General features: G+C 42.5%; 14 protein-coding genes and 2 rRNA genes (1 of these 16 running past the window's edge). 7 read left to right on the forward strand and 9 right to left on the reverse strand.

What is annotated here, in order from left to right; genetic code table 11:
- Positions 1–13: 13 nt before the first annotated feature.
- Positions 14–784, reverse strand: a complete 771-nt coding sequence (locus QUE86_RS07545) for a DeoR/GlpR family DNA-binding transcription regulator (protein ID WP_054552250.1) — start codon at positions 782–784, stop codon at positions 14–16.
- Between the two features lie 154 nt (positions 785–938).
- Here QUE86_RS07545 and QUE86_RS07550 point away from each other — a divergent pair, with 154 nt between their 5' ends.
- Positions 939–1,466 (forward strand): sugar O-acetyltransferase, encoded by a 528-nt coding sequence (locus QUE86_RS07550; protein WP_167658308.1) that lies wholly within the window; start codon positions 939–941, stop codon positions 1,464–1,466.
- A 62-nt stretch (positions 1,467–1,528) separates the two neighbouring features.
- On the opposite strand, the gene QUE86_RS07555 is transcribed toward QUE86_RS07550, so the two are convergent.
- Both QUE86_RS07555 and QUE86_RS07560 read right to left on the reverse strand, forming a co-directional pair.
- Positions 1,529–4,030 carry a tetratricopeptide repeat protein gene (locus tag QUE86_RS07555; protein WP_286260229.1) on the reverse strand — a complete coding sequence of 834 codons (2,502 nt, stop codon included), beginning with the start codon at positions 4,028–4,030 and terminating at the stop codon, positions 1,529–1,531.
- Between the two features lie 138 nt (positions 4,031–4,168).
- The gene (locus QUE86_RS07560; RefSeq protein ID WP_167659223.1) at positions 4,169–5,449 is read right to left on the reverse strand and encodes an acyltransferase family protein; all 1,281 of its coding nucleotides are present in this window, start codon (positions 5,447–5,449) and stop codon (positions 4,169–4,171) included.
- A gap of 181 nt (positions 5,450–5,630) precedes the next feature.
- On the opposite strand from QUE86_RS07560, the gene QUE86_RS07565 reads away from it, so the two are divergent.
- A complete protein-coding gene (locus QUE86_RS07565; protein ID WP_130052221.1) occupies positions 5,631–6,494 on the forward strand; it encodes a LytR/AlgR family response regulator transcription factor in 864 nt (287 codons plus the stop codon).
- A 114-nt stretch (positions 6,495–6,608) separates the two neighbouring features.
- Here QUE86_RS07565 and QUE86_RS07570 read toward each other — a convergent pair whose 3' ends face one another.
- The 4 genes from QUE86_RS07570 to QUE86_RS07585 all read right to left on the reverse strand — a co-directional run bounded on the left by QUE86_RS07570 (position 6,609) and on the right by QUE86_RS07585 (position 13,473).
- Complete coding sequence (locus QUE86_RS07570; protein WP_250661478.1) at positions 6,609–9,023, reverse strand: ABC transporter permease; 2,415 nt, start codon at positions 9,021–9,023, stop codon at positions 6,609–6,611.
- 85 nt (positions 9,024–9,108) lie between these two features.
- The gene (locus QUE86_RS07575; protein WP_286260235.1) at positions 9,109–11,505 is read right to left on the reverse strand and encodes an ABC transporter permease; all 2,397 of its coding nucleotides are present in this window, start codon (positions 11,503–11,505) and stop codon (positions 9,109–9,111) included.
- A gap of 1 nt (position 11,506) precedes the next feature.
- Complete coding sequence (locus QUE86_RS07580; protein WP_063528939.1) at positions 11,507–12,208, reverse strand: ABC transporter ATP-binding protein; 702 nt, start codon at positions 12,206–12,208, stop codon at positions 11,507–11,509.
- An 11-nt stretch (positions 12,209–12,219) separates the two neighbouring features.
- The gene (locus QUE86_RS07585; RefSeq protein WP_256855086.1) at positions 12,220–13,473 is read right to left on the reverse strand and encodes an efflux RND transporter periplasmic adaptor subunit; all 1,254 of its coding nucleotides are present in this window, start codon (positions 13,471–13,473) and stop codon (positions 12,220–12,222) included.
- 230 nt (positions 13,474–13,703) lie between these two features.
- On the opposite strand from QUE86_RS07585, the gene QUE86_RS07590 reads away from it, so the two are divergent.
- The 5 genes from QUE86_RS07590 to QUE86_RS07610 all read left to right on the forward strand — a co-directional run bounded on the left by QUE86_RS07590 (position 13,704) and on the right by QUE86_RS07610 (position 19,244).
- Positions 13,704–15,107 carry a sigma-54-dependent transcriptional regulator gene (locus QUE86_RS07590; protein WP_286260243.1) on the forward strand — a complete coding sequence of 468 codons (1,404 nt, stop codon included), beginning with the start codon at positions 13,704–13,706 and terminating at the stop codon, positions 15,105–15,107.
- Positions 15,108–15,110: 3 nt separating this feature from the next.
- Positions 15,111–16,415: a sensor histidine kinase gene (locus QUE86_RS07595; protein ID WP_286260244.1), complete on the forward strand. Its 1,305-nt coding sequence runs from the start codon at positions 15,111–15,113 to the stop codon at positions 16,413–16,415.
- 85 nt (positions 16,416–16,500) lie between these two features.
- On the forward strand, positions 16,501–17,040 hold the full coding sequence (locus tag QUE86_RS07600) for a hypothetical protein (protein ID WP_178926430.1): 540 nt from the start codon (positions 16,501–16,503) through the stop codon (positions 17,038–17,040).
- 118 nt (positions 17,041–17,158) lie between these two features.
- Positions 17,159–18,436 (forward strand): LysM peptidoglycan-binding domain-containing protein, encoded by a 1,278-nt coding sequence (locus QUE86_RS07605; RefSeq protein ID WP_286260246.1) that lies wholly within the window; start codon positions 17,159–17,161, stop codon positions 18,434–18,436.
- A 91-nt stretch (positions 18,437–18,527) separates the two neighbouring features.
- Positions 18,528–19,244, forward strand: a complete 717-nt coding sequence (locus QUE86_RS07610) for a hypothetical protein (RefSeq protein WP_178926431.1) — start codon at positions 18,528–18,530, stop codon at positions 19,242–19,244.
- 315 nt (positions 19,245–19,559) lie between these two features.
- Here QUE86_RS07610 and rrf read toward each other — a convergent pair.
- Both rrf and QUE86_RS07620 read right to left on the reverse strand, forming a co-directional pair.
- A 5S ribosomal RNA gene (rrf, locus tag QUE86_RS07615) occupies positions 19,560–19,674 on the reverse strand.
- Positions 19,675–19,798: 124 nt separating this feature from the next.
- Positions 19,799–22,154 (reverse strand): 23S ribosomal RNA (locus QUE86_RS07620) (it continues 527 nt past the right edge of the window).

Below are 22,154 nucleotides of genomic sequence, written 5' to 3' on the forward strand. Positions count from 1 at the left end.
GTCTTATTACGGGTTATTCAATTTCTGCACAGATCAGCTGTACTCCACATGCTGTTATCGCCTCACGCTTATCTGCGCTTAGATTGTTGTCTGTGATAACAGTGGTAACACGCTGCCAAGGCAGTTCTAAATTAGGTATTCTTCGGCCAATTTTTTCTGACTCTACCAGCACCACTACCTCTCGGGCAGCTTCAGCCATCACTTGGCTAAGCCCCACTAATTCATTGAAGGTTGTGGTACCTCTATCAATATCAATGCCATCGGCACCAATAAAGAGTTGGTCAAAGTCGTAAGAGCGTAGAACATTCTCCGCAACTTGGCCTTGAAACGATTCTGAATGCGGATCCCAGGTTCCCCCAGTCATCAATAATGTTGGCTCATTTTCTAATGAAAGTAGTCGGTTAGCGACATTAATAGCATTGGTCATCACCACTAAACCGCGTTTACTCGCAAGCTCTGGGATCATCGCCGCGGTAGTGCGACCGCTATCAATGATGATGCGGTTATGATCTTTAATCAGCTTTGCAGCGGCCTGTGCGATTGCCATTTTGCGAAGCGAGTCGCTTTTCTCATTGCTATTTGCAACGATTTCTTGCGGCAGTGCAATAGCACCACCGTACCGGCGCAGTAATAAGCCACTTTTTTCAAGTGCTGTCAGATCTTTACGAATGGTCACTTCAGAAGTTTGAAACTGCTCAGCTAACGCTTCAACAGCAACTTCACCAAGTTCATTCACTTGGCTTAAGATTGTATGGCGACGTTGTTGAGTGTTTCGTTTTGTCATTTATATGATCACATAAGTTTCGTTTCGAAAGTTGTGAGATTTTAAACGAAACAATATAAATGGCAAGTGAATGATCGTTAACCTACACAGGTTTAATTTTGATCTTCACCGCTAACAAGCTAAGCTATTAACAAATATAACCATGAACAGCCCCATGAAAGAGTTTAATAGCCTCGATAAGCCCTTATTTGAACAACGAAAAAATGCCCATGAAATTTGCCGTTTATTTGCCAAAAGCCCAAGTAAAGGCAATTTAAAACGACTAAGAAGCATGTTTGCTCACTGTGGCGAACAGGTTGTTATTGAAGCTGGTTTTCATTGTGATTATGGCAGTGGTATTAAAATAGGTGATCGCACCTTCATAAATATTAACTGTACTATGCTCGATGCGCCGCTATCTGATGCGCAAATTACGATAGGCGATGACTGCTTAATAGGCTCTAACGTGCAAATACTCGCGGTATCGCATGCTGTAAACCCAACCGAGCGTTTAGCAAAAGCTAACTTTGCAGCACCGATTAGCATTGGCAACAATGTATGGATTGGTGCAGGCGCCATTATACTTGCGGGTATTAAAGTTGCTGATAATTCCGTGATTGGCGCAGGGGCAATAGTTACTAAAGATGTCGCGGCAAATACTTTAGTAGCAGGTAACCCTGCGGTGAAGGTCAAAGACCTTTAACTCTCATACCGACGCGCTAAAGCATGCCCTACATAGGGTTTATAGCAATAAAAAGGCAAAGGCTAGCTTTCAATACCTAATTCAACCCTTAATTGCTCAATATCTTTATGTTGCTCAAAATACTGCACAACAGCTTGTATTTGTTGCTGCTTTTTTCCTTCAAAATTATCGGTTAGGTAACCTTTAATCTCACTAAAGTTCCACGATAATTTTACTTCCGCTGGGATTGCGGTTAAAGCAGTAAACACCTCTTCAATCGTTTTATCGTCAAGTAAAAAGCGAATAAACTGCATCACGGCTATGTTCTCTGAGTTATTTGAGTATTGTTCTGCCTCTGCAACACGATTAAGGACTTGTTCTGGCGTTTCATAAAGTAAAGCCAGTTCAGCTATGTTTGCGCTTGAGTCAGCTATAGTTTTTTGAACCTCTTCATTCGATGAACCTTTGAACTGCTCAATCAAGGTTGCGGAGCTACTGATTGCATCCTCAAACTTGCCTTGCTGACCATAAGTAGCGCCTTGGTTACACATCGCTTTAGCTACTTGGATTTGAATCTCTTCATTCGATGAGTCTTTGAATTGATCAATCAAGGTTGCGTAGCTGTTGAGCTCCTCATCAGGCTTGCCTTGCTGACCATAGGTAACGCCTTGGTTATACATCGCTTGAGCTACTCGAATTTTAATCTCTTCATTCGATGAGTCTTTGAACTGCTCAATCAAGCTTGCGTACCTGTTGAGCTCCTCATCAAGCTTGCCTTGCTGACCATAAGTAGCGCCTTGGTTACACATCGCTTTAGCCACTTGGATTTGAATCTCTTCATTCGATGTGTCTTTGAATTGATCAATCAAGGTTGCGTAGCTGTTAAGCTCGTCATCAAATTGACCTTGCTCACCATAAGTAACGCTTTGGTTACACATCGCTTTAGCCACTTGGATTTGAATCTCTTCATTCGATGAGTCTTTGAATTGATCAATCAAGGTTGCGTAGCTGTTGAGCTCCTCATCAGGCTTGCCTTGCTGACCATAAGTAACGCCTTGGTTATACATCGCTTTAGCTACTCGAATTTTAATCTCTTCATTCGATGAGTCTTTGAACTGCTCAATCAAGGTTGCGGAGCTACTGATTGCATCCTCAAGCTTGCCTTGCTGACCATAAGTAGCGCCTTGGTTACACATCGCTTTAGCCACTTGGATTTGAATCTCTTCATTCGATGAGTCTTTGAACTGCTCAATCAAGGTTACGTAGCTGTTGAGCTCGTCATCAGGCTTACCTTGCTCACCATAAGTAACGCCTTGGTTATAAACTGCTTGAGCCACTTGGATTTGAATCTCTTCATTCGATGAGTCTTTGAATTGATCAATCAAGGTTGCGTAGCTGTTGAGCTCCTCATCAGGCTTGCCTTGCTGACCATAGGTAACGCCTTGGTTAAACATCGCTTGAGCTACTCGAATTTTAATCTCTTCATTCGATGAGTCTTTGAACTGCTCAATCAAGGTTGAGTAGCTGCTGATTGCATCCTCAAGCTTGCCCTGCTGACGATAGGCAACGCTTTGGTTACACATCGCGTTAGCCACTGGAATTTGAATTTCTTCATTCGATGAGTCTTTGAACTGCTCAATCAAGGTTGCGTAGCTGTTGAGCTCCTCATCAGCCTTGCCTAGCCTCCCATAAGTAACACCTTGGTTAACCATTGTAATGGCATACAGCTTAGACTCTTTTTCACTGTCAACTAACCCTAAAACCTTGTTCCAAGCATTGAGTGCTTCGTCATATTCATTACTTGAAAACGCCTTTAAACCCGCTTTAAACCATTCTAGAGCTGTTTGATATACTCTCGGTTTTTTATGTTTGGTCGTTGTATTGTCTTCTTTATTTCTTTTCGAGGTAACAACATCTTTGTTTTCTTCTAAGAGAGCATCCCAAGCTAGTTGCTGTTCTTGCTTGATTTTTTCCAGTGCATCCCTTGCCTCTATTTCTAATTTCTCAGCTCGCTCTTTTAACTGAAGACTCACATTTTTAAGTTCAGTTTTAGTATCTACAATTAATTTATCTTTATTATCTAATAACCACTTTTCCATATGACTTTCTGAGGCTGTATTAGCAGCCTGCTTGGCTTCGTATACCGCTCTGTTTTTTGCACTAAAACCGAGTGCGATTGCAGCAACCGTGATAATCAAACCAAATAGGGTAAATGCCATTCCCCACATATTTGTATTACTTGCTATGTCAGAAATCCGCCCATTAAACCCATTCAATTGATTAGTTTGCAGCTTTTCTTGCGTTTCGAGTTTTGTTTGTAAACTGGCTAACTGAGTTTTTAGCTCTTGTTGTGTGTTTTCTAAGGTTTTAACGTCATAACCGAGTGATTTTTGTTGCTGAAGTTTTTCATCAAGTCGAATAAGTTGGCCGTGCATACTTAATAGTTGCTGATAGATCAAATCTTGGCTATTTTGCGTTTTAGCTATAACTGAAGCAGAATTTATGGGCGTTGAATTAGGTGCTGTTTTAGCAAATGCTACGCTAGGCAAGCCCCATAAAAAAACAAGTAGTAGTAAAAAACGCATCAATCATCCCTAAAATAAGTTTGCTTTGCTGAGGTTGTAGTTATAACCACATAGTAGCCTTTTAATCTAACCGAGTTTTGTAGCACATACCACCTAAAACCAACCATTTATAAAATATTTTAAGTTATATTTTTAATGCTAAATTAACCTGATAATCAATGGGCTTACTAGGATTAGTCCACAACCAAAACCAACTTTTACTTGCCATGCTTTATATTTACCTGTGACTTTAATCCCTAAAAATGGACTTAATAAATCGACGCGACGCGCACCTATAAACACTAGCCAACAAAGAATAAAAGTAAGACTTAGTATAAGTAGTGACTCCATGAAACCACCCAATTGCAGCTTCGATAAATAAAAGGCAAGGCCAATAATCACACTTTGATGTAAGAGATAAAAAGGAAATACCGCTGAGTTCAATAAAGCCAATTTAGGGTGATCGTGATTTAAAAAACGTTGTGCTAGTGCCAGCATCATTAACACACCAACTAATCGTTGCGCGGTATACAACATATCCATGCCCGTAATTTGCCACTGACTGGCAGCTGAGTTTTGCCAAATCATGTTATAGCCCGCCACTACAATCAGGTAACCTACAATAAATACCACGCATAATGCCCTCCAATGAAGAAGTAGCCGACTATAAAATACTGAGTGCCACGCAAGTAAGTAACCATAAAGTAAAAATAAAGCACCCATGGGGTATCGAAATGTATCGCTCGGCCAGCTCAACTTTAAAATACAAAGCGGCAATAGCAATATGATAAAAATAATTAATAACGACTGTTCACATAGACGTGTAATCACTGTTTGAACATAATGGTGATGAAGCAGTGGCAGAGCAAACACGAGCAATAAGGTAAATTGCCATAACGAGCGTAAGTACCAAAGATGGTTTACATCAACATGAGGCCAAATACCTGCTTGATAATATTCAAATAGAGGGTTTGTCAAATCAAAAAACTGCAAGTAAAACTGCCAGTAACTTATCGCTAAACCGGTCTCTTGGCTCATTTGCGCATATAGCTGAACTGGCACAATAAACCAAACTCCAATTAATAATGGCAGTAATATTCTGACACTGCGTGATATTAAAAAACCACCTAAGCTAGCGCGCGCAATTATGAACCTCAGTGCAGCACCTGAGATAAACCAGATTAACCCCATCCGCCAAGGCGACAATAAGAGCATGATGTTTTCTATATTGCTGGATAAATACTGACTTTTAAAGTGAAAGCCCCAATTTTGAGTGTATAACATACCTGTGTGGTAAAAAATTAATAAGCCAAAGGCAAGTACTCTTAGCCAATCTAAATCATAACGACGCGGTGGTAACTCAACGGCTTGATTAAACGCATTTTGCCATGGCTGTAATAACGTGCGTGTTGTGTTTTTAATTATTATTTTAAGTTTCATGATTGATTATGGTTACGACAAGTTAATAACAACTATGAACAACACATAACGTTAAGCTATCAGAAAAGGTCGATAAAACAATCAGTAGGGATAAACGGTGGATATCAGGGATAGTATGTTTGGTGATTTATCACTATCTTGTTAGTCTAATTACGGTCTTCAAAGAGTAACAATAATAATGATCACCTTAATGCATTTTCAGCGTAACCGAACTTGGTATGCGACATTATTCTTATTTAGTTATATTTTTATAAATAACACTATTAATGCCAGCTCAGATATCATGGAAGCCCAACGCGATGGTGAACTGTCATTTTTGCTTTGGGAGCCCTTTGTCTGGGAATATTCAAGCGCTATCGGCACCTTATTATTATTTCCTGCTTTAGTTTGGTTATTGCAAACCCAACCCTTTAATTGGCAAAAGATCACTCGCTCATTGCTCACTTATTTATTCGCAAGCATTATTTTTTCCTTATTACACGTAGGGATCATGGTCGCTATCCGTGAGTTCATTTACACAATTCAAGACATGCAGTATGACTTCGGGTTGCTGTGGTTTGAGTTACTTTATGAATACCGTAAAGACTTATGGGGGTTTTTATCTTTAATTGTGATTATTAAAACGTATCAATACATTGTTAGCCAATTAACCGGCGAAGCCAAGCCAATCAATCATGAAGAAAACGCCCAACAGGATTTGAATTTCGACCGATTACTGGTTAAAAAACTAGGCAAAGAATTCATCATCTGTACAGATCAAATTGACTGGCTTGAATCTAGCGGCAATTACGTAAATCTACATATTGGCTCACGTATTTATCCGCTACGTACAACCATGACCCATCTTATATCTCGGTTAGAACCGCAAGGTTTTTGCCGTATTCACCGTTCTCATGCTATTAGACTCGATGTGATTGAATCAATCACGCCATTGCCAAGTGGTGATAGTGAGGTGAAACTTACAACGGGAAAAATACTTAACTTATCACGTCGTTACAAAGAGCAGTTTAAAAAACAGGTTAATTCGTCTGCCGCTCATTTTTAGCTAACTGTATATGACGTTTTTCTGCATAAAGAATTTGCTGGACTTGGTGGCCATTTAAAGGTGTAAAAAAGCCCAGCTTTATTGCTAGGCTTGGAGTGGATCATGAGTTAAGTGTTACTCATAACGAAGGATTAATGATGGACGGGTGCTGGCCGCCTTGAAGGCAAGGGTTGCGACAGTCAGCCAAGTAAAGAGTGCGACCAAAAGTGCCGCAGTGCCATACACCCACACGGCTTGCTCAATACGGTCGTTAAAACCTTGCAACCAGTCATCCATTAGCCAATAAGCTAGAGGCAAAGCAATTGCCGCTGCTGCGAATACTACGATTAAAAACTCACGGGCAAGTAGGTTAACTAAACTTAAACGGGTTGCACCCAATACTTTTCGAATGGCTAATTGCTTTTGCTGACGTTTCGCTGCAAACGCAGCAAGTCCAAATAAACCTAAGCAACTTAAAAACATGGCCAGCACAGAGAAGTTTCGAATGAGCACAAACAAATCATGCTCGACGCTATAAACCTTGGCTAAGTCTTGCTGCATCAAGCTAAATTGCGGATCGGCGGTTAAATTAAACTGCTTTAAAAGCTGGCGTAACTGATTAAATAACTGAGAAAAGTTTGCTTGTTCGGTGCTTACCACCAATCGAACGGTTGATTGCGAGCTATACCCTGCTGAAAATGACACAGGCAGCCAATCATCTTTCGCCGAACCGACTTTAATGTCTTTTACCACACCGACAATGGTTGCATTAATATTGCGATAAAGCCCCTGAACATGCAGACCTACCACCTCATCCACATTATCGTAGCCAGCACGCTTTGCCATTTGTTCGGTCACCAAAATAGCCATTGCTTGAAGGTTACCTTCGCCCTGCTGCGCCTCAGTATGCTCATCGGTAGAGTGCAGCCAATCGCTCTGAAACTGTGGTGAAAAATCTCGGCCTGCAAGTAGTGTCAGACCCAAGGTTTCAACGGCATGGAAACCTGTGCCTATGGTCGGTGGCAGTTCGCTTTCTTCGTAGCCATTGGGCCAACGGAAATAAAAGCTTTCAAGAATACTGTCGGTTAAATCTGTGTCTGTAGTGGTCACTTGCATGACACCTGGCAGCGCACGGATCTCATTAAGTATCGCGTGTTCTTTTTCCATCAATTGCTTGCTGCTTAAATCATGTATCACAATGCGATCTGTCGCATCATAACCAAGCGACAAGTTTTGCAAGAACGTTAACTGTTGTAAGCTCACCATAGTACAAACAATTAAGGCCATTGCCATGGCTGCTTGAAATACTAACAGGCCTTTACGCACCGCTTGACCTGTTTGCAATTGCCCTGCAAGTAAACTTTTTAGCGGTGCGCGTGCGACACAAAAAGCCGGATAAGCACCAGATATTAAAGCCAATAAAAACACCACGCCCAATACAGCTAGCAATTGTGACCAGTCCCAAATAAGCTGCAATGGTCGATTCGCAAAGGCACTAAAACTTGGTAATAACATCTCAACCCAACACAACGCTAACAACGTAGCAAGGATCACCAATAGCAAGGCTTCTAACAAAAATTGCAGTATTAATTGTCGCTTACTCGCCCCCAAGGTTTTGCGCATGGCAATTTCTTTGATGCGATAAAGCAATTGCGATACCGCAATATTAATGTAATTGGCTGCAGCAATAGCGAGTAGTAAGACACTTAGCACCAAGCTCAAGTTCACTAAAAAAGCCGAGCCGCCTGGTTTAAATTCAAAGGGCGAATGGGCTTTAAAGTACACCTCTCGCATCGGCACTAAACGATACTCAAGTTGGCTATTCTTTAACTGATATTTTTCGATAAGACGACTAGCTAACAGCTTTTCGATGTCTTTTAAATCAGCTCCTTGCTGAGTTTTTAGATAAACATAACTCGATATATCGTTATGTATGGTGAAATCAACAGACACTAAAGCATGGAACAAAAAGTGACTGTTATCGGGTAAATCATCAAAAACAGCACCCACAGTGACACTTTGCTCGCCCATCAATAACGTTTGTCTGAACGCTTTACTGGCGCTACCAAACAGCCTTGTGGCTTCACTGTTACTCAGAGCTATTTGATTGGGCACAGAGAGTACTTGTTCTAGGTTGCCAAGCATCACCTCTAAATGAATAAAATCGCGAATATTAGCCGATGTACCATATAAATTACGCAGCTTAAATGCTTGCCCTGCAACATTAATATGAGCGGAAAGCAAATCGCTATCAACCACATCTGCCAACACCAATAAATCGCTTACATCGCTGCGTGAAGACACTGTTTGCGCAATGCTTACAACCGTTAATGGGATCTCTTCTAAGCCGGGTACATTTACATCAACATGCAAACGATATACTTGCTGATGATCGGGCTGCATTTTATCAAACGACAATTCGTACTCTGCGAATAACGCCACTAAAAGCGCCCCAGCAAGACCTATGCTTAGTCCAAAGACATTCAAAAGCGCGTACAACTTATGCCGCTTAAATACCCTAAATGCCGTGGTAATGTGTGATACTAACATGTTTTACCTTTAGACCTTACCTGTTCTACCTAAAAATGCCCCATCAGCTACGCCGATAGAGCATAGTCTTGACTAAAAACTCAATTTACTCATAACGAAGGATTAATGATGGACGGGTGCTGGCCGCTTTAAATGCTAGGCTTGCCACCGTTGCCCACGTGATAACCGCAACGACCACAGCCGCAGCGCCATACACCCACACGGCTTGTTCAATGCGGTCGTTAAAGTTTGCTAACCAATCTCCTACTAAGAAGTAAGTAACCGGGTAAGCAATAGCAATACTCACGCCCACCAGCACTAAGAACTCTTTAGCAATGATATTTACGATACTGATGCGAGATGCACCTAGCACTTTTCGAACTGCCACTTCTTTTTGACGACGCACTGTTGCAAACGAAGCCAAACCAAAGGTACCTAAGCAAGTTAAGAACACAGCAAGAGCGGTAAAGATTAAAACTACATTCGAAATTCGCTCATCACCTTTTAACAACGTTTTGTAGTTGTCTGCGAGTAAATTAATTTTCGGCTCATAGATATTGGCTGTGCTTGCTAATACTTCAGCGATCTCAGCTTTAATATAAGGCAAGTTTTGCTGATCAATGGTTAAGATTAACTCTGATACTGGTGATAAGAAGTTAAAGCCACATAAGAACATAATATTTGAGTTGGCATCTTTAGCATTACCTACTTTTACATCTTCAACCACACCCACAACACGCATATCTACGCCGCGACCTGAGTCTTTAATTACCTTACCGATAATGTCACTCATGTTAGTGTAACCTGCTTGCCTTGCGACAGATTCAGTCACAATGGTACCCGTACTTGTTACCCCATTTTCACGGCTTGCCCAATCACCAGCAAATTCACGACTAAAGTCACGACCAGCAACCAGTTTTAATCCTAGTGTTTTTACAACATCGTAGCTTGCGCCAACAACAGGCGTTAAGCTGCCAGACGCTTCACCATTTGGCCACGTTGGCATAAGTGTATTATTGATTGAAACAGTTAAACGAGTATCAATCACTGTTGTTTGCTGTACGCCTTGAATCGCACTAATACGGTTAACTAAGGCATTTTTTTCTTTTGTGAATACTTCGCCTACAGGAAGCTCCGAAATAACCAATCTTTGTGTTGTTTCATAGCCTAAAGGTAAGCTTTGTAAGTAAGTTAATTGCTTTAACAAGGTAATAGAGGCAATGATTAAACCTATTGCTAGTGAAGCCTGTAAGGTTAGTAAGCTCTTACGAACCCATATTGCAGTATTACCACGCTGTAAGTCACCACTTAAAACGCGTTTTGCACTGAATGACGAAATAAAGAATGCAGGATAAAGCCCAGCTAATATGCCCACAGCAATTGCGACCAAAATAATGGCAATGCCAAATTCAGAGGCATAATTCACGACCAATTCGCGGTCTACTAGTTGATTAAAATTTGGTAAAAATAGCTCCACTAAAGCACATGCAATCACCATTGAAAGCATTGATACCAACACAGATTCAGATAAAAACTGCGTTACTAACTGGCCTTTACTTGCGCCAAGCGCTTTACGCACACCCACTTCTTTTGCACGTTTAGTCGATTGAGCGACGGTCATATTAATGAAGTTAAAACCTGCAATAAGAATAAGTAACACACTTAAACCAACACAGATCATGACCACTTGTTTAGCGCCACCCGCTTTCATCTCAAATGGTGATTTAGCCGTTAGGTGCAAATCAAGTAATGGATGCAGCTCTAAACTAACTTGTTCCAGCATCGAACCGCTAAAAAAGCGCTCTGTTAAAGTTTTAGCTAAAGCGTCTGTATCGGTGCCCTCAGCTAAACGCATGTAAACATAACTACTATTGATGTCTATTTTGCTTGGATCATGCTTAACATAAACAAGGTTTTTAAAAGCAAAGTGAGTGTTATCTGTTAAGTCTGCAAACACGGCACGCACTGTGTACTGTCCTTGTTCATGTGTTAGTGTTTCACCAATCACATCGGTGCGACCAAAAATGCGCAGTGCTTCTGATTCACTAAGCGCTAGGCTATCTGGTGTACTCATTGCTGTTGTTAAGTCACCTGCAAGCGTTTCTAGAGCAATAAAGTTTTCAATATTAGGAGTCGCGCCATACAAAGCATTTAACTTATAGCCTTGGTTTCGATAACTCACATCAACCATAGCTTCACGGGTCAGCTCGACCATAGTTAATCCGAACACTTCTTCAACTTGGCTGTAATCTTCGGCCTGCTTTGACTGCACAAAATTAAAAATAGGCACCACAGCTAAACCAAGTTTTGAGAAGTCCTGGCCAACGCGATAAACACGCTCAGCATGAGGCTGTTGGCTATCGTACGAAAGCTCATTTTTTGCAAACAAAGCAACTAGAATTGCCGCAGCTAAGCCCACACTCAAACCCAGAACATTTAAAATAAAGTGCTGTTTTTGGTTTTTGAACGCGCGCAGCGCGGTGATCAAATAACTTAAAATCATGTTATGCCACCTCTGCTGTTTGTTGAACACGGTTAGCCTTATCAACCATCACTTGGCCATCAAGTAAGCGCACTAAACGGTCAGCATAATTGCCTTCTTTTTCTGAGTGAGTAACCACAATTACCGTGGTACCTTCGCGATTTAGCTCACGTAGCATCGCCATGACTTCATCACCATTTTTTGAATCAAGGTTACCCGTAGGCTCATCCGCTAAGATTAGTTTTGGATTAATCACGAGAGCTCTGGCTACTGCTACACGTTGCTGCTGACCACCCGATAGCTGCTGCGGTAAGTGATCTGCTCTATGGTCGATTGCGACACGTTTTAAGATTGCGTCTACTCGCTGTTTCCGCTCACTTTTTGAGATATTTTGATACTGTAATGGCAGCTCAACGTTTTCAAATACTGTTAATTCATCAATTAAGTTAAAGCTTTGGAAAACAAAACCAATCGACGCTTTTCTAAGTGTTGCTAATTGCTTTTCACCAAACCCTGCGATGTCTTCGCCTAAAAACTCAAAACTGCCTGCTGATGGCGAATCCAACATACCTAAAATAGAGAGTAATGTTGATTTACCACAGCCAGATGGCCCCATAATGGCAAGAAATTCGCCTTCGTTTACATGTAAGTTAATATTGTTAAGCGCTGTTGTTTCAACATCTTGAGTACGGAATACGCGTGATAAGTTAGTTAATTTAATCATTGTTTTTATCCTTAAAATTGTAGTTGTTGGGCTTTATCAAAGTTGCTGTAGCTAGAGGTGATCACGCGATCTCCGGCACTTAGGCCACTTAACACTTCATAATAGTTTTGATTCTTTTTGCCAAGACGAATGTCTTTTCGTACTGCACGATTGCCATCTTTATCCATGACATAAACCCAGTTACCTCCTGAGCTGGTAAAAAATGCGCCGCGTTCAAGTAATAAAGCAGTGCCTTTGCTATCACCTAGCATCAACTGCACATCAAGACTTTGTCCGCGTTTTATGTTGCTCGTGCCGTTTGGTAAATCGACTTCAACCTGAAACTGTGATTGCTGAACACGGCTATCAATTTTGCTAACTGTTGCCGCAATTTCGCCTTGTTCATGTTCAATAAGCACTTGCATACCTGCTTGAACTTGGCTTAGGTAAAACTCATCTAGTCGCACAACTAGTTTGTATTCATTAGGAATATCAATCTGCCCTAGGCGAGCACCACGGCCTTTTGATTCACCAATTTCAACATCAAGCTCACTTAAATAACCGTCTGCTGGTGCTGTTACGAGTAAGTTTTCAAGGTTCTTTCGCGCAAACTGTAGGTTTTTCTCTAGCATGTCGGCGCTATCTTTTAACTGAGCTACTTGAACTTCACGAATGCTGTTTTCTTGCTTTTGACGCTCAAGGGTTAGTTCTTTACGAGCTTTGTAATACGCTAAGTCTTCTTGAATTTCAGATAATTGCTCTTGCGCTAACACACCCGTTTTCACTAGCGGCTGAGTTTGTTTTAAGCGACGCGATAAATGCGTAATTTTAAGATCGATTTCAAGCAAATCACGACGTAAGTTTAAACGGCTGGTTTCCATATTCATTTGCGTGTTACGTAAAAAATTAAGCTGCTCAGTCACCTGTGCTTCACGGCTCATTACATCAAGCTGCAAATTGGTATTACTTAAACGCACAAGTGGTTGGCCTTTTTTAACAAACTCACCTTGCTCAACAAGTCGCTCTTCAACTTGGCCTCCGGCAATGGTGTCGAGATAAATGGTAGTACGAGGCATAACCTGACCACGAAGACTTAAAGCATCAACAAATTCACCTTGTTGTACTGTGCTAATCGTTAAGCTTGTCGCGGTTACTTGCTGACTACGACCTGTTTGCTCAGTTTGCGTGAAACCATAAGCTGCAGCCGCAACAGCTAAGCATGCAGCTGCTATTACTGATTTCTTAAAAAATGCTTTATTATTTGAGCGTGTAATTTTCTTATCCATGTCGACGCCTTTAAGTTATCTAGGTGCTAATTACCTATAGATAAAACAACTCTTGTGCCAACTTTTATTTTTATTAAATAACAATAACTTATACAAAAATCAACAAGCATGTATATAATCAAGTGTCCGCTTATAGAACACTTCAAAACCCATATATCGTCCATAAATGGACACTTTTACTATTTTCAATTAGTCTTAGTGTTCCCATAAAGGAATAATAATAAATAGCTATGAAACAAGCAGGATCAATTCTTATCGTCGATGATAACCCCGACGTACTCATCGCCGCACGATTACTTTTAAAGCAGCATTATCAGGTTGTAAAAACCACAGATAACCCCTTTAATATCGAAGGTATCATTAACGCACAGCATGAAGCGGATCAGGCTATTGATGTAGTGTTACTCGATATGAACTTCACGCAAGACTCAATTAGTGGCAAAGAAGGATTCTACTGGCTAAAAAAAATCATGAGCCAAGACGCTAACATTGCGGTACTGCTTATGACGGCCTACAGCGATATTCAGCTAGCGGTCGAAGCAATTAAAGCCGGTGCCTCTGACTTTATTGCCAAGCCTTGGCAAAATGAGCAATTACTCGGTGCTGTAGCGGCGGCATTTTCACACGCTAAAGACAAACAGCAAGTTGGTAAGCTCACAAAACAAAAGCAGGCCTTGCAGCAGTCAATCGGCAATCAACCATTTGAGTTTTTAGGCCAAAGTGATGCCATGCAGCAGGTTTTTTCGGTTATCGACAAAGCAGCCAACACAGATGCCAACATATTGATTAGTGGCGAAAGTGGCACAGGTAAAGAACTCACCGCACATGCAATCCACAATGCAAGCCAGCGCCAAAGCCAACCCTTCATAAGCCTAGACATGGGCTCACTAGCCGAAAGCCTGTTTGAAAGCGAACTATTTGGCCATAAAAAAGGGGCGTTTACTGGCGCGAAAGAAGATCGCATTGGCCGATTTGAGCTGGCCCATGGTGGTAGTTTATTTTTAGACGAGCTAGGTAATTTACCGCTTAACCAACAAGTTAAACTACTTGCGGCACTACAAAACAGGCAAATAACACCGGTTGGTGGCTCAAAAGTCATCGATATTGATATTCGTTTGATTTGTGCAACGAATGAAAACCTCGAACAAGCAGTTACTGAAGGTAAATTTAGGCAAGACTTACTGTACCGTGTTAATACCGTAGAGATCCGTTTGCCAGCTCTGCGTGAGCGCAGTGAAGACATTCCATTACTGTGTAACTACTACTTGCAGCACTTTGCACATAAATACAAACGTGAGCTCTCGATTACGGCATCTGATATGACACGTTTAAGTCAGTATCATTGGCCAGGCAATGTCCGTGAACTTGCGCATGCAATTGAGCGAGCAGTCATCCTATCAGAAGGCTCAGAGCTCGATATAAGCTCAGTGATAAGCTCACCAAGTACCAGTGTAAGCACAAATGAACTCTCTACGAACGCTGCTGACTACGACACTTTTGATCTTGAAATCATCGAACAGAGAACCGTTCGTGCAGCTTTAAAGCATTTTCAAGGCAACGTTAGTCACGCAGCTAAAGCACTCGGCCTGACACGCGGAGCCATGTATCGTCGTTTAGAAAAATATGGACTTTAATCTATGCGAAATTTCATTAGCTTAGCTGGCCTATTAGCTGCACTAATTGGTTTCTCAATTGCTTTGTTTTGGCAAGTACAGCAAAGCGGGTTTTCTGCTATTTCGGCACTTTTAGTTATTTTAAATTTGGTATGTGCCGCGCAAATTTTTAATTTATTTAAACGCCAAACAAGGCGTGCAGATATGGTTTTTCGCGCTTTAGCGAATGGAGACAGCACATTAGGCTTTGGTGACCAACACCCTATGCAGCAGCAATTTGAGCAGGTTAAACAACAAATTCAGGCTGCACGTTTTAATGCAGAGCAACAAGCCCAGTTCTTACAAGCGCTATTAATTCATATCGATTTAGCGGTATTAGTATGTGATGAACAAGGCACTATTATTGAAAGCAATCCGGCGGTCAGTCGTTTACTTGGGCAAGCAGTAAAGCACATTGAAGATCTAGGTGTAATCGCAAACCTAGTTCAAGACGCTAAACAAAATAGCCGTAATACCGTGCCATGGCAAAATGGCGAGCAGCACGATACGTTATCTGTGCAGATCAGTATTGCCGAAATCCAAGGTAAAGTTCGTAAAGTGATCAGTTTGCAATCTATTCATGATCAGCTGCAATTAAAAGAGCAACAAGCTTATAAGCGCCTCACCAAAGTACTGACTCATGAAATTGCTAATTCGATTACGCCACTCTCTTCGTTAGCACAAACTTGTACGGCACTGCTGCCAAATGAGCTTAGTTTTGATGATCAGGAAGATAAACAAGACTTGCAACTCGCCCTAACAACACTCGCATCACGAACCGAGCATTTAGGCGAGTTTATAGCGCAATTTAAAAAGGTTAGTAGCTTACCCGCCCCACACTTACAGCCACATATTCTGGCAGATCTTGCCAAGCAAGTTGTCGCTCTGCACTCACAACAAGCTAAGCAACTTAATATTACTTTGAATTTATCGGTGCAAAGCCAACAGTTAGTAATGATAGATAGAGGCCAAGTTGAGCAAGTGATAATAAACCTGCTTAAAAATGCCCTTGATGTACTTAAACAATTAAATAATCCAGAGACAATTAAATGCATAGAGGTAAATATTGCACAAAATGCTAATCAGCAACTGTATTTAGAGGTCAGCGACAATGGTACAGGTATCAGCGATCATGTGATTGAGATGATTTTCGTGCCATTTTTTACTACCAAGCAACAAGGCTCAGGAATAGGCTTAAGTTTATCGCGCCAGATCATGCTCAATCATGGCGGCGATCTGGTATATATCAAACGCCAGCAAGGAGCCTGCTTTCGTTGCGTGTTCGGTTAGCTTACATAGTTAGAACACTTACTTACAATTTGCTAAGGCGCTGTTTGGTATCATGTACCCATTAACGTTTAATGGATTAACCAATATGAAGTACCTCGCCTTAGCACTGCTCTCATCACTTGCCTTTATTCCTACAAAAAGCTTTGCTGGTATTTATGACAGCCCTAATATGAACCTGTTTGTTAAGTCAGAGCATAATAGTACTGATTCAATCACCTCAGCCGGCATCGAATTTATGGCTAAAAATAACTACAGCAATTTCGGCGCAGCATTTACAACGGCACTAGGCTCAGCAGAAGTATTTACTAAAAAAGGTGATCGGGAGACATTTCTAACCTTAGATAGCGGCATCAAATTTGGTTATTTCAGCGACTTTTTTGTCTATGGCGAAGTGGGCTTAGATTTAATTGAACTTGCTGTATACGACGACCGCGATGACCACGACTACAGCGACCGCTATGATGACGATCACAATAATATTGATGGCTATGTTGGTGTGGGTATGGGCGTGGACTCAAAGCCATTCAGAATAGAGGTCTATGCCAGAGCCAGAGAAATAGACAGCCGCTATTGGGAAGCACAAAACCATGGTTATGCTGGGTTACAAGTTAGTATTTCGTTTTAATTTCAATTGGGTGAGTAAGTTAGTGAGCTGTTAATCTAATGGTCATTTTTAGCTCACCCTATGTTAAGCTTAGGCGCTTTAGTTTACCCGCACCTAAGTTAACGGAGTATTTTAATACGTGTTTTTAAATCGATTTTTAGGCCTTGTTGTTGTTTCTCTCATTGTAACAGGCTGTCAGACTGCCCCTGAGTCTCTTCCCGAAAAGAAGCCCACCATCAAAGCCAATCCTGGTACTGTGGTTGCAGAAGCTAAAACAAAACAAGTAGACACGGTGACACCGCTCAAACCAAGTGAGCTTGATGACGTATGGCAACGTATTCGCATTCAACTGCAGTTTAGCGATTCAAGTCACCCAGATGTACAAAAGCGCATTGCTTGGTACCTTACTCATCCAAATTACATGGAAGAAATAAGCCGCCGTGCAGCGCCGTATTTGTATCATATCGTCACAGAAGTAGAAAACCGTGACTTACCAATAGAACTCGCTCTAATGCCGCTTATAGAGAGCGATTTTGATGCCAGTGCCTATTCACACAAACATGCATCGGGTTTATGGCAACTCACCCCCTCAATCGCCAAATACTTCAAAGTAAAAATTACCCCTTGGTATGATGGTCGCCAAGATGTGGTCGACAGCACCCGTGCAGCTTTGGATTTTATGGAATACCTTTATAAACGCTTTGATGGCGATTGGTATCACGCTATTGCTGCCTACAATATTGGTGAAGGGCGAGTATTACAGGCAATTGCTCGTAATAAAAAACAAGGTAAGTCGACGGACTTCTTTAGTTTAAAACTACCATCACAAACCAAACAGTACGTACCTAAGTTACTGGCCGCAGCACAATTATTAAAACACCAAAAAATGGTATTCCCTGCGATTAAGAATGAGCAAGCTATTGCAACCTTACCAGTGACTGGTGCAGTGATCTTAGCAGATAAAGCGAAGTGGCAAGAGCTTGAAGAGCTAAACCATGGTGTTATCCGATACCCAGCGGTGATTGATGCGCCACATATTGTGGTCCCCAAAGATCAGCAAGCAAGTTATCAAACTCTATTAGCTAATCAAAAGAGCAATGATTATAGCCAGTGGCAACATTACACAGTTAAACGCGGTGATAGTTTAAGTGTGATTGCAAAGAACTATAAAGTAACAGTTAGCCAACTGAAAACCTTCAATAACCTAAAAACAAACACCATTCGTATTGGTCAAAAGCTGATATTGCCGCAATTAGCGGATCAGCAAATCGAGTATAAGGTGAAATCTGGCGATAGCCTTTGGAAGATAGCAAAGCAATACAAAGTCAGTATCACTAAGCTTAAACAATGGAATAACCTTTCAAGAGATAATTTAAGAGTAGGTGAAAAGCTCACGGTGTTTATCTCAAATAGTTAATACCAAATCAGGGAGTTTTACTCCCTGTCTCTTTTATCTATCCAATTAAAGTTGTATCTTTATTAGTCTATAAAAACAACAATCAATAATTATGGATAATCAGCAACAGGACGTAAGCTGTTCAACAGTGAAAACAGAGCAAGACTCTAACGTTGAAGAGCAAACAAAGACCACCCAGCAAAAAACTCAACCTGCTAGCAACCAGCATAAGGCATGGTTTACCAACGAGCGACTAAACCTATTTCTCGCACTCTGTGCCATTATTATCTCCGCAGCCTCCTTTTATGCCACTTACTTGCAAGCCAACGCTGCAGAACGACAAGTAAAAGCCGCCACATGGCCTTGGCTTGAAGTGATAACGGGGAATTTTGATGAAGAAAAAAACCTACCTGAAATCACCTTTGAACTCACTAATTCAGGATCAGGACCTGCGATAGTAAAGTACGTGAAGTATCACTATAACGACCAATCATATTTAGATATCTATAAAGTAATTTCTGCATGCTGTTTTGATACACAAGCATATGAAACACAGCTACAAACTCTGCAAGAAGATTCTCCCGACATAAATATTTTCGAAGCATTTGGCTGGATTATGACGAGTGCCAGTGATAACCGGTTGCTGGCATCTGGCAGCGAACTTAAACTTTTTCGTTTCAAGCGAACGGGATTTAATGAAACTCAATGGGACAAAGTAAACAAGCAGCGTAATAGCATTAAAACCGAGATCTGCTACTGCTCGTTGCTAGAACAATGCTACCTAAGCGATGGCCGCGGCGATGTGAGAGAAATACAGCAGTGTGAGTGACACCGAGCTATCAGCTTTCAGCCGCGCGGTGAAGGTGTTTGATACTGCGTCTCCCTCTGCCGGAGGCTCTAGGCTCTAGGCTCTAGGCTCTAGGCTCTAGGCAAAGTGTAGTTGTAGGAATGGCTTACCATGAATGTGTTTGTTAAGCTCTAGATACGGCACTGACGTGCCTCCTACGGGGTTTTGTTGCTGAGGGAGACTCTGTACTAAACAACTCCACCGCTCAGCTGACATTTATTATCTGACGGCTGAAAGCTGACAGCTCCAAACGCAAAAAAGCCCGACTCTTTCGAATCGGGCTTTCTTTAATTTGGAGCCTGGCAATGTCCTACTTTCACATGGCAAATGCCACACTATCATCGGCGCTGTTTCGTTTCACTACTGAGTTCGGCATGGGGTCAGGTGGGTCCAAAACGCTATTGTCACCAAGCAAATTTGGGTCGTTAATCGCCTTGGCAATCAACTAAAATTCGGAATTCTGATATCAAGTAAATGTCTACTTTAGTTTCTTAACTTCTGTCTGTTACGCTGTCATAAAACGCGTTTGGCGTTGTATGGTTAAGCCTCACGGGTAATTAGTACAGGTTAGCTTAATGGCTCGCACCACTTCCACATCCTGCCTATCAACGTTGTAGTCTTCAACGGCCCTTCAGAGACTTTAAAAGTCTAGTGAGAACTCATCTCGAGGCCTGCTTCGCGCTTAGATGCTTTCAGCGCTTATCAGTTCCGAACGTAGCTACCGGGCAGTGCCATTGGCATGACAACCCGAACACCAGCGGTTCGTTCACTCCGGTCCTCTCGTACTAGGAGCAACCCCTCTCAATTCTCAAACGCCCACGGCAGATAGGGACCGAACTGTCTCACGACGTTCTAAACCCAGCTCGCGTACCACTTTAAATGGCGAACAGCCATACCCTTGGGACCGACTTCAGCCCCAGGATGTGATGAGCCGACATCGAGGTGCCAAACACCGCCGTCGATATGAACTCTTGGGCGGTATCAGCCTGTTATCCCCGGAGTACCTTTTATCCGTTGAGCGATGGCCCTTCCATTCAGAACCACCGGATCACTATGACCTACTTTCGTACCTGCTCGACGTGTCTGTCTCGCAGTTAAGCTGGCTTCTACCATTACACTAACCGTACGATGTCCGACCGTACTTAGCCAACCTTCGTGCTCCTCCGTTACTCTTTGGGAGGAGACCGCCCCAGTCAAACTACCCACCAGGCACTGTCCGTAATCCCGATTAGGGACCAACGTTAGAACATCAAAACTACAAGGGTGGTATTTCAAGGACGGCTCCACAAAGACTAGCGTCTCTGCTTCAAAGCCTCCCACCTATCCTACACATGTAGGTTCAATGTTCAGTGCCAAGCTGTAGTAAAGGTTCACGGGGTCTTTCCGTCTAGCCGCGGGTACACAGCATCTTCACTGCGATTTCAATTTCACTGAGTCTCGGGTGGAGACAGCGTGGCCATGGTTACACCATTCGTGCAGGTCGGAACTTACCCGACAAGGAATTTCGCTACCTTAGGACCGTTATAGTTACGGCCGCCGTTTACCGGGGCTTCGATCAAGAGCTTCGTCCGAAAACTAACCCCATCAATTAACCTTCCGGCACCGGGCAGGTGTCACACCGTATACGTCATCTTGCGATTTTGCACAGTGCTGTGTTTTTAATAAACAGTCCCAGCCACCTGGTCACTGCGGCTCCCGTCCGCTTAAAGAGCAAGTCTCATCACAGATAGGAGCGTACCTTCTCCCGAAGTTACGGTACGATTTTGCCTAGTTCCTTCACCCGAGTTCTCTCAAGCGCCTTAGTATTCTCTACCTGACCACCTGTGTCGGTTTGGGGTACGATTCGGTATAATCTGAAGCTTAGAGGCTTTTCCTGGAAGTATGGCATCAACAACTTCACACCCTTGGGTGCTCGTCTCGTGTCTCAGTCTTAAGAGTCCGGATTTTCCTAAACTCTCAACCTACTCACTTTCACATGGACAACCAACGCCATGCTTGTTTAGCCTGCTCCGTCCCCCCATCGCAATTATACCAAGTACGGGAATATTAACCCGTTTCCCATCGACTACGCCTTTCGGCCTCGCCTTAGGGGTCGACTTACCCTACCCTGATTAACATGGGATAGGAACCCTTGGTCTTCCGGCGTGCGGGTTTTTCACCCGCATTATCGTTACTCATGTCAGCATTCGCACTTCTGATACCTCCAGCATACCTCCCGGTACACCTTCAACGGCTTACAGAACGCTCCCCTACCACTCAAACAAAGTTTGAATCCGCAGCTTCGGTGCATAGTTTAGCCCCGTTACATCTTCCGCGCAGACCGACTCGACCAGTGAGCTATTACGCTTTCTTTAAAGGATGGCTGCTTCTAAGCCAACCTCCTGGCTGTCTGGGCCTTTCCACATCGTTTCCCACTTAACTATGACTTTGGGACCTTAGCTGGCGGTCTGGGTTGTTTCCCTCTTCACGACGGACGTTAGCACCCGCCGTGTGTCTCCCGGATAGTACTTTACGGTATTCGGAGTTTGCAAAGGGTTGGTAAGTCGGGATGACCCCCTAGCCTTAACAGTGCTCTACCCCCGTAAGTATTCGTCCGAGGCTCTACCTAAATAGATTTCGGGGAGAACCAGCTATCTCCCGGTTTGATTAGCCTTTCACTCCTAGCCACAGGTCATCCCCTAACTTTTCAACGTTAGTGGGTTCGGTCCTCCAGTTGATGTTACTCAACCTTCAACCTGCCCATGGCTAGATCACCGGGTTTCGGGTCTATACCTTGCAACTAAACGCGCAGTTAACGCTCGCTTTCACTACGGCTACCCTAATCGGTTAACCTCGCTACAAAATATAAGTCGCTGACCCATTATACAAAAGGTACGCAGTCACCCTCGAGGG

It is taken from the genome of Pseudoalteromonas apostichopi (assembly GCF_030297135.1).
GTDB classification, from domain to species: Bacteria; Pseudomonadota; Gammaproteobacteria; order Enterobacterales; family Alteromonadaceae; genus Pseudoalteromonas; species Pseudoalteromonas apostichopi.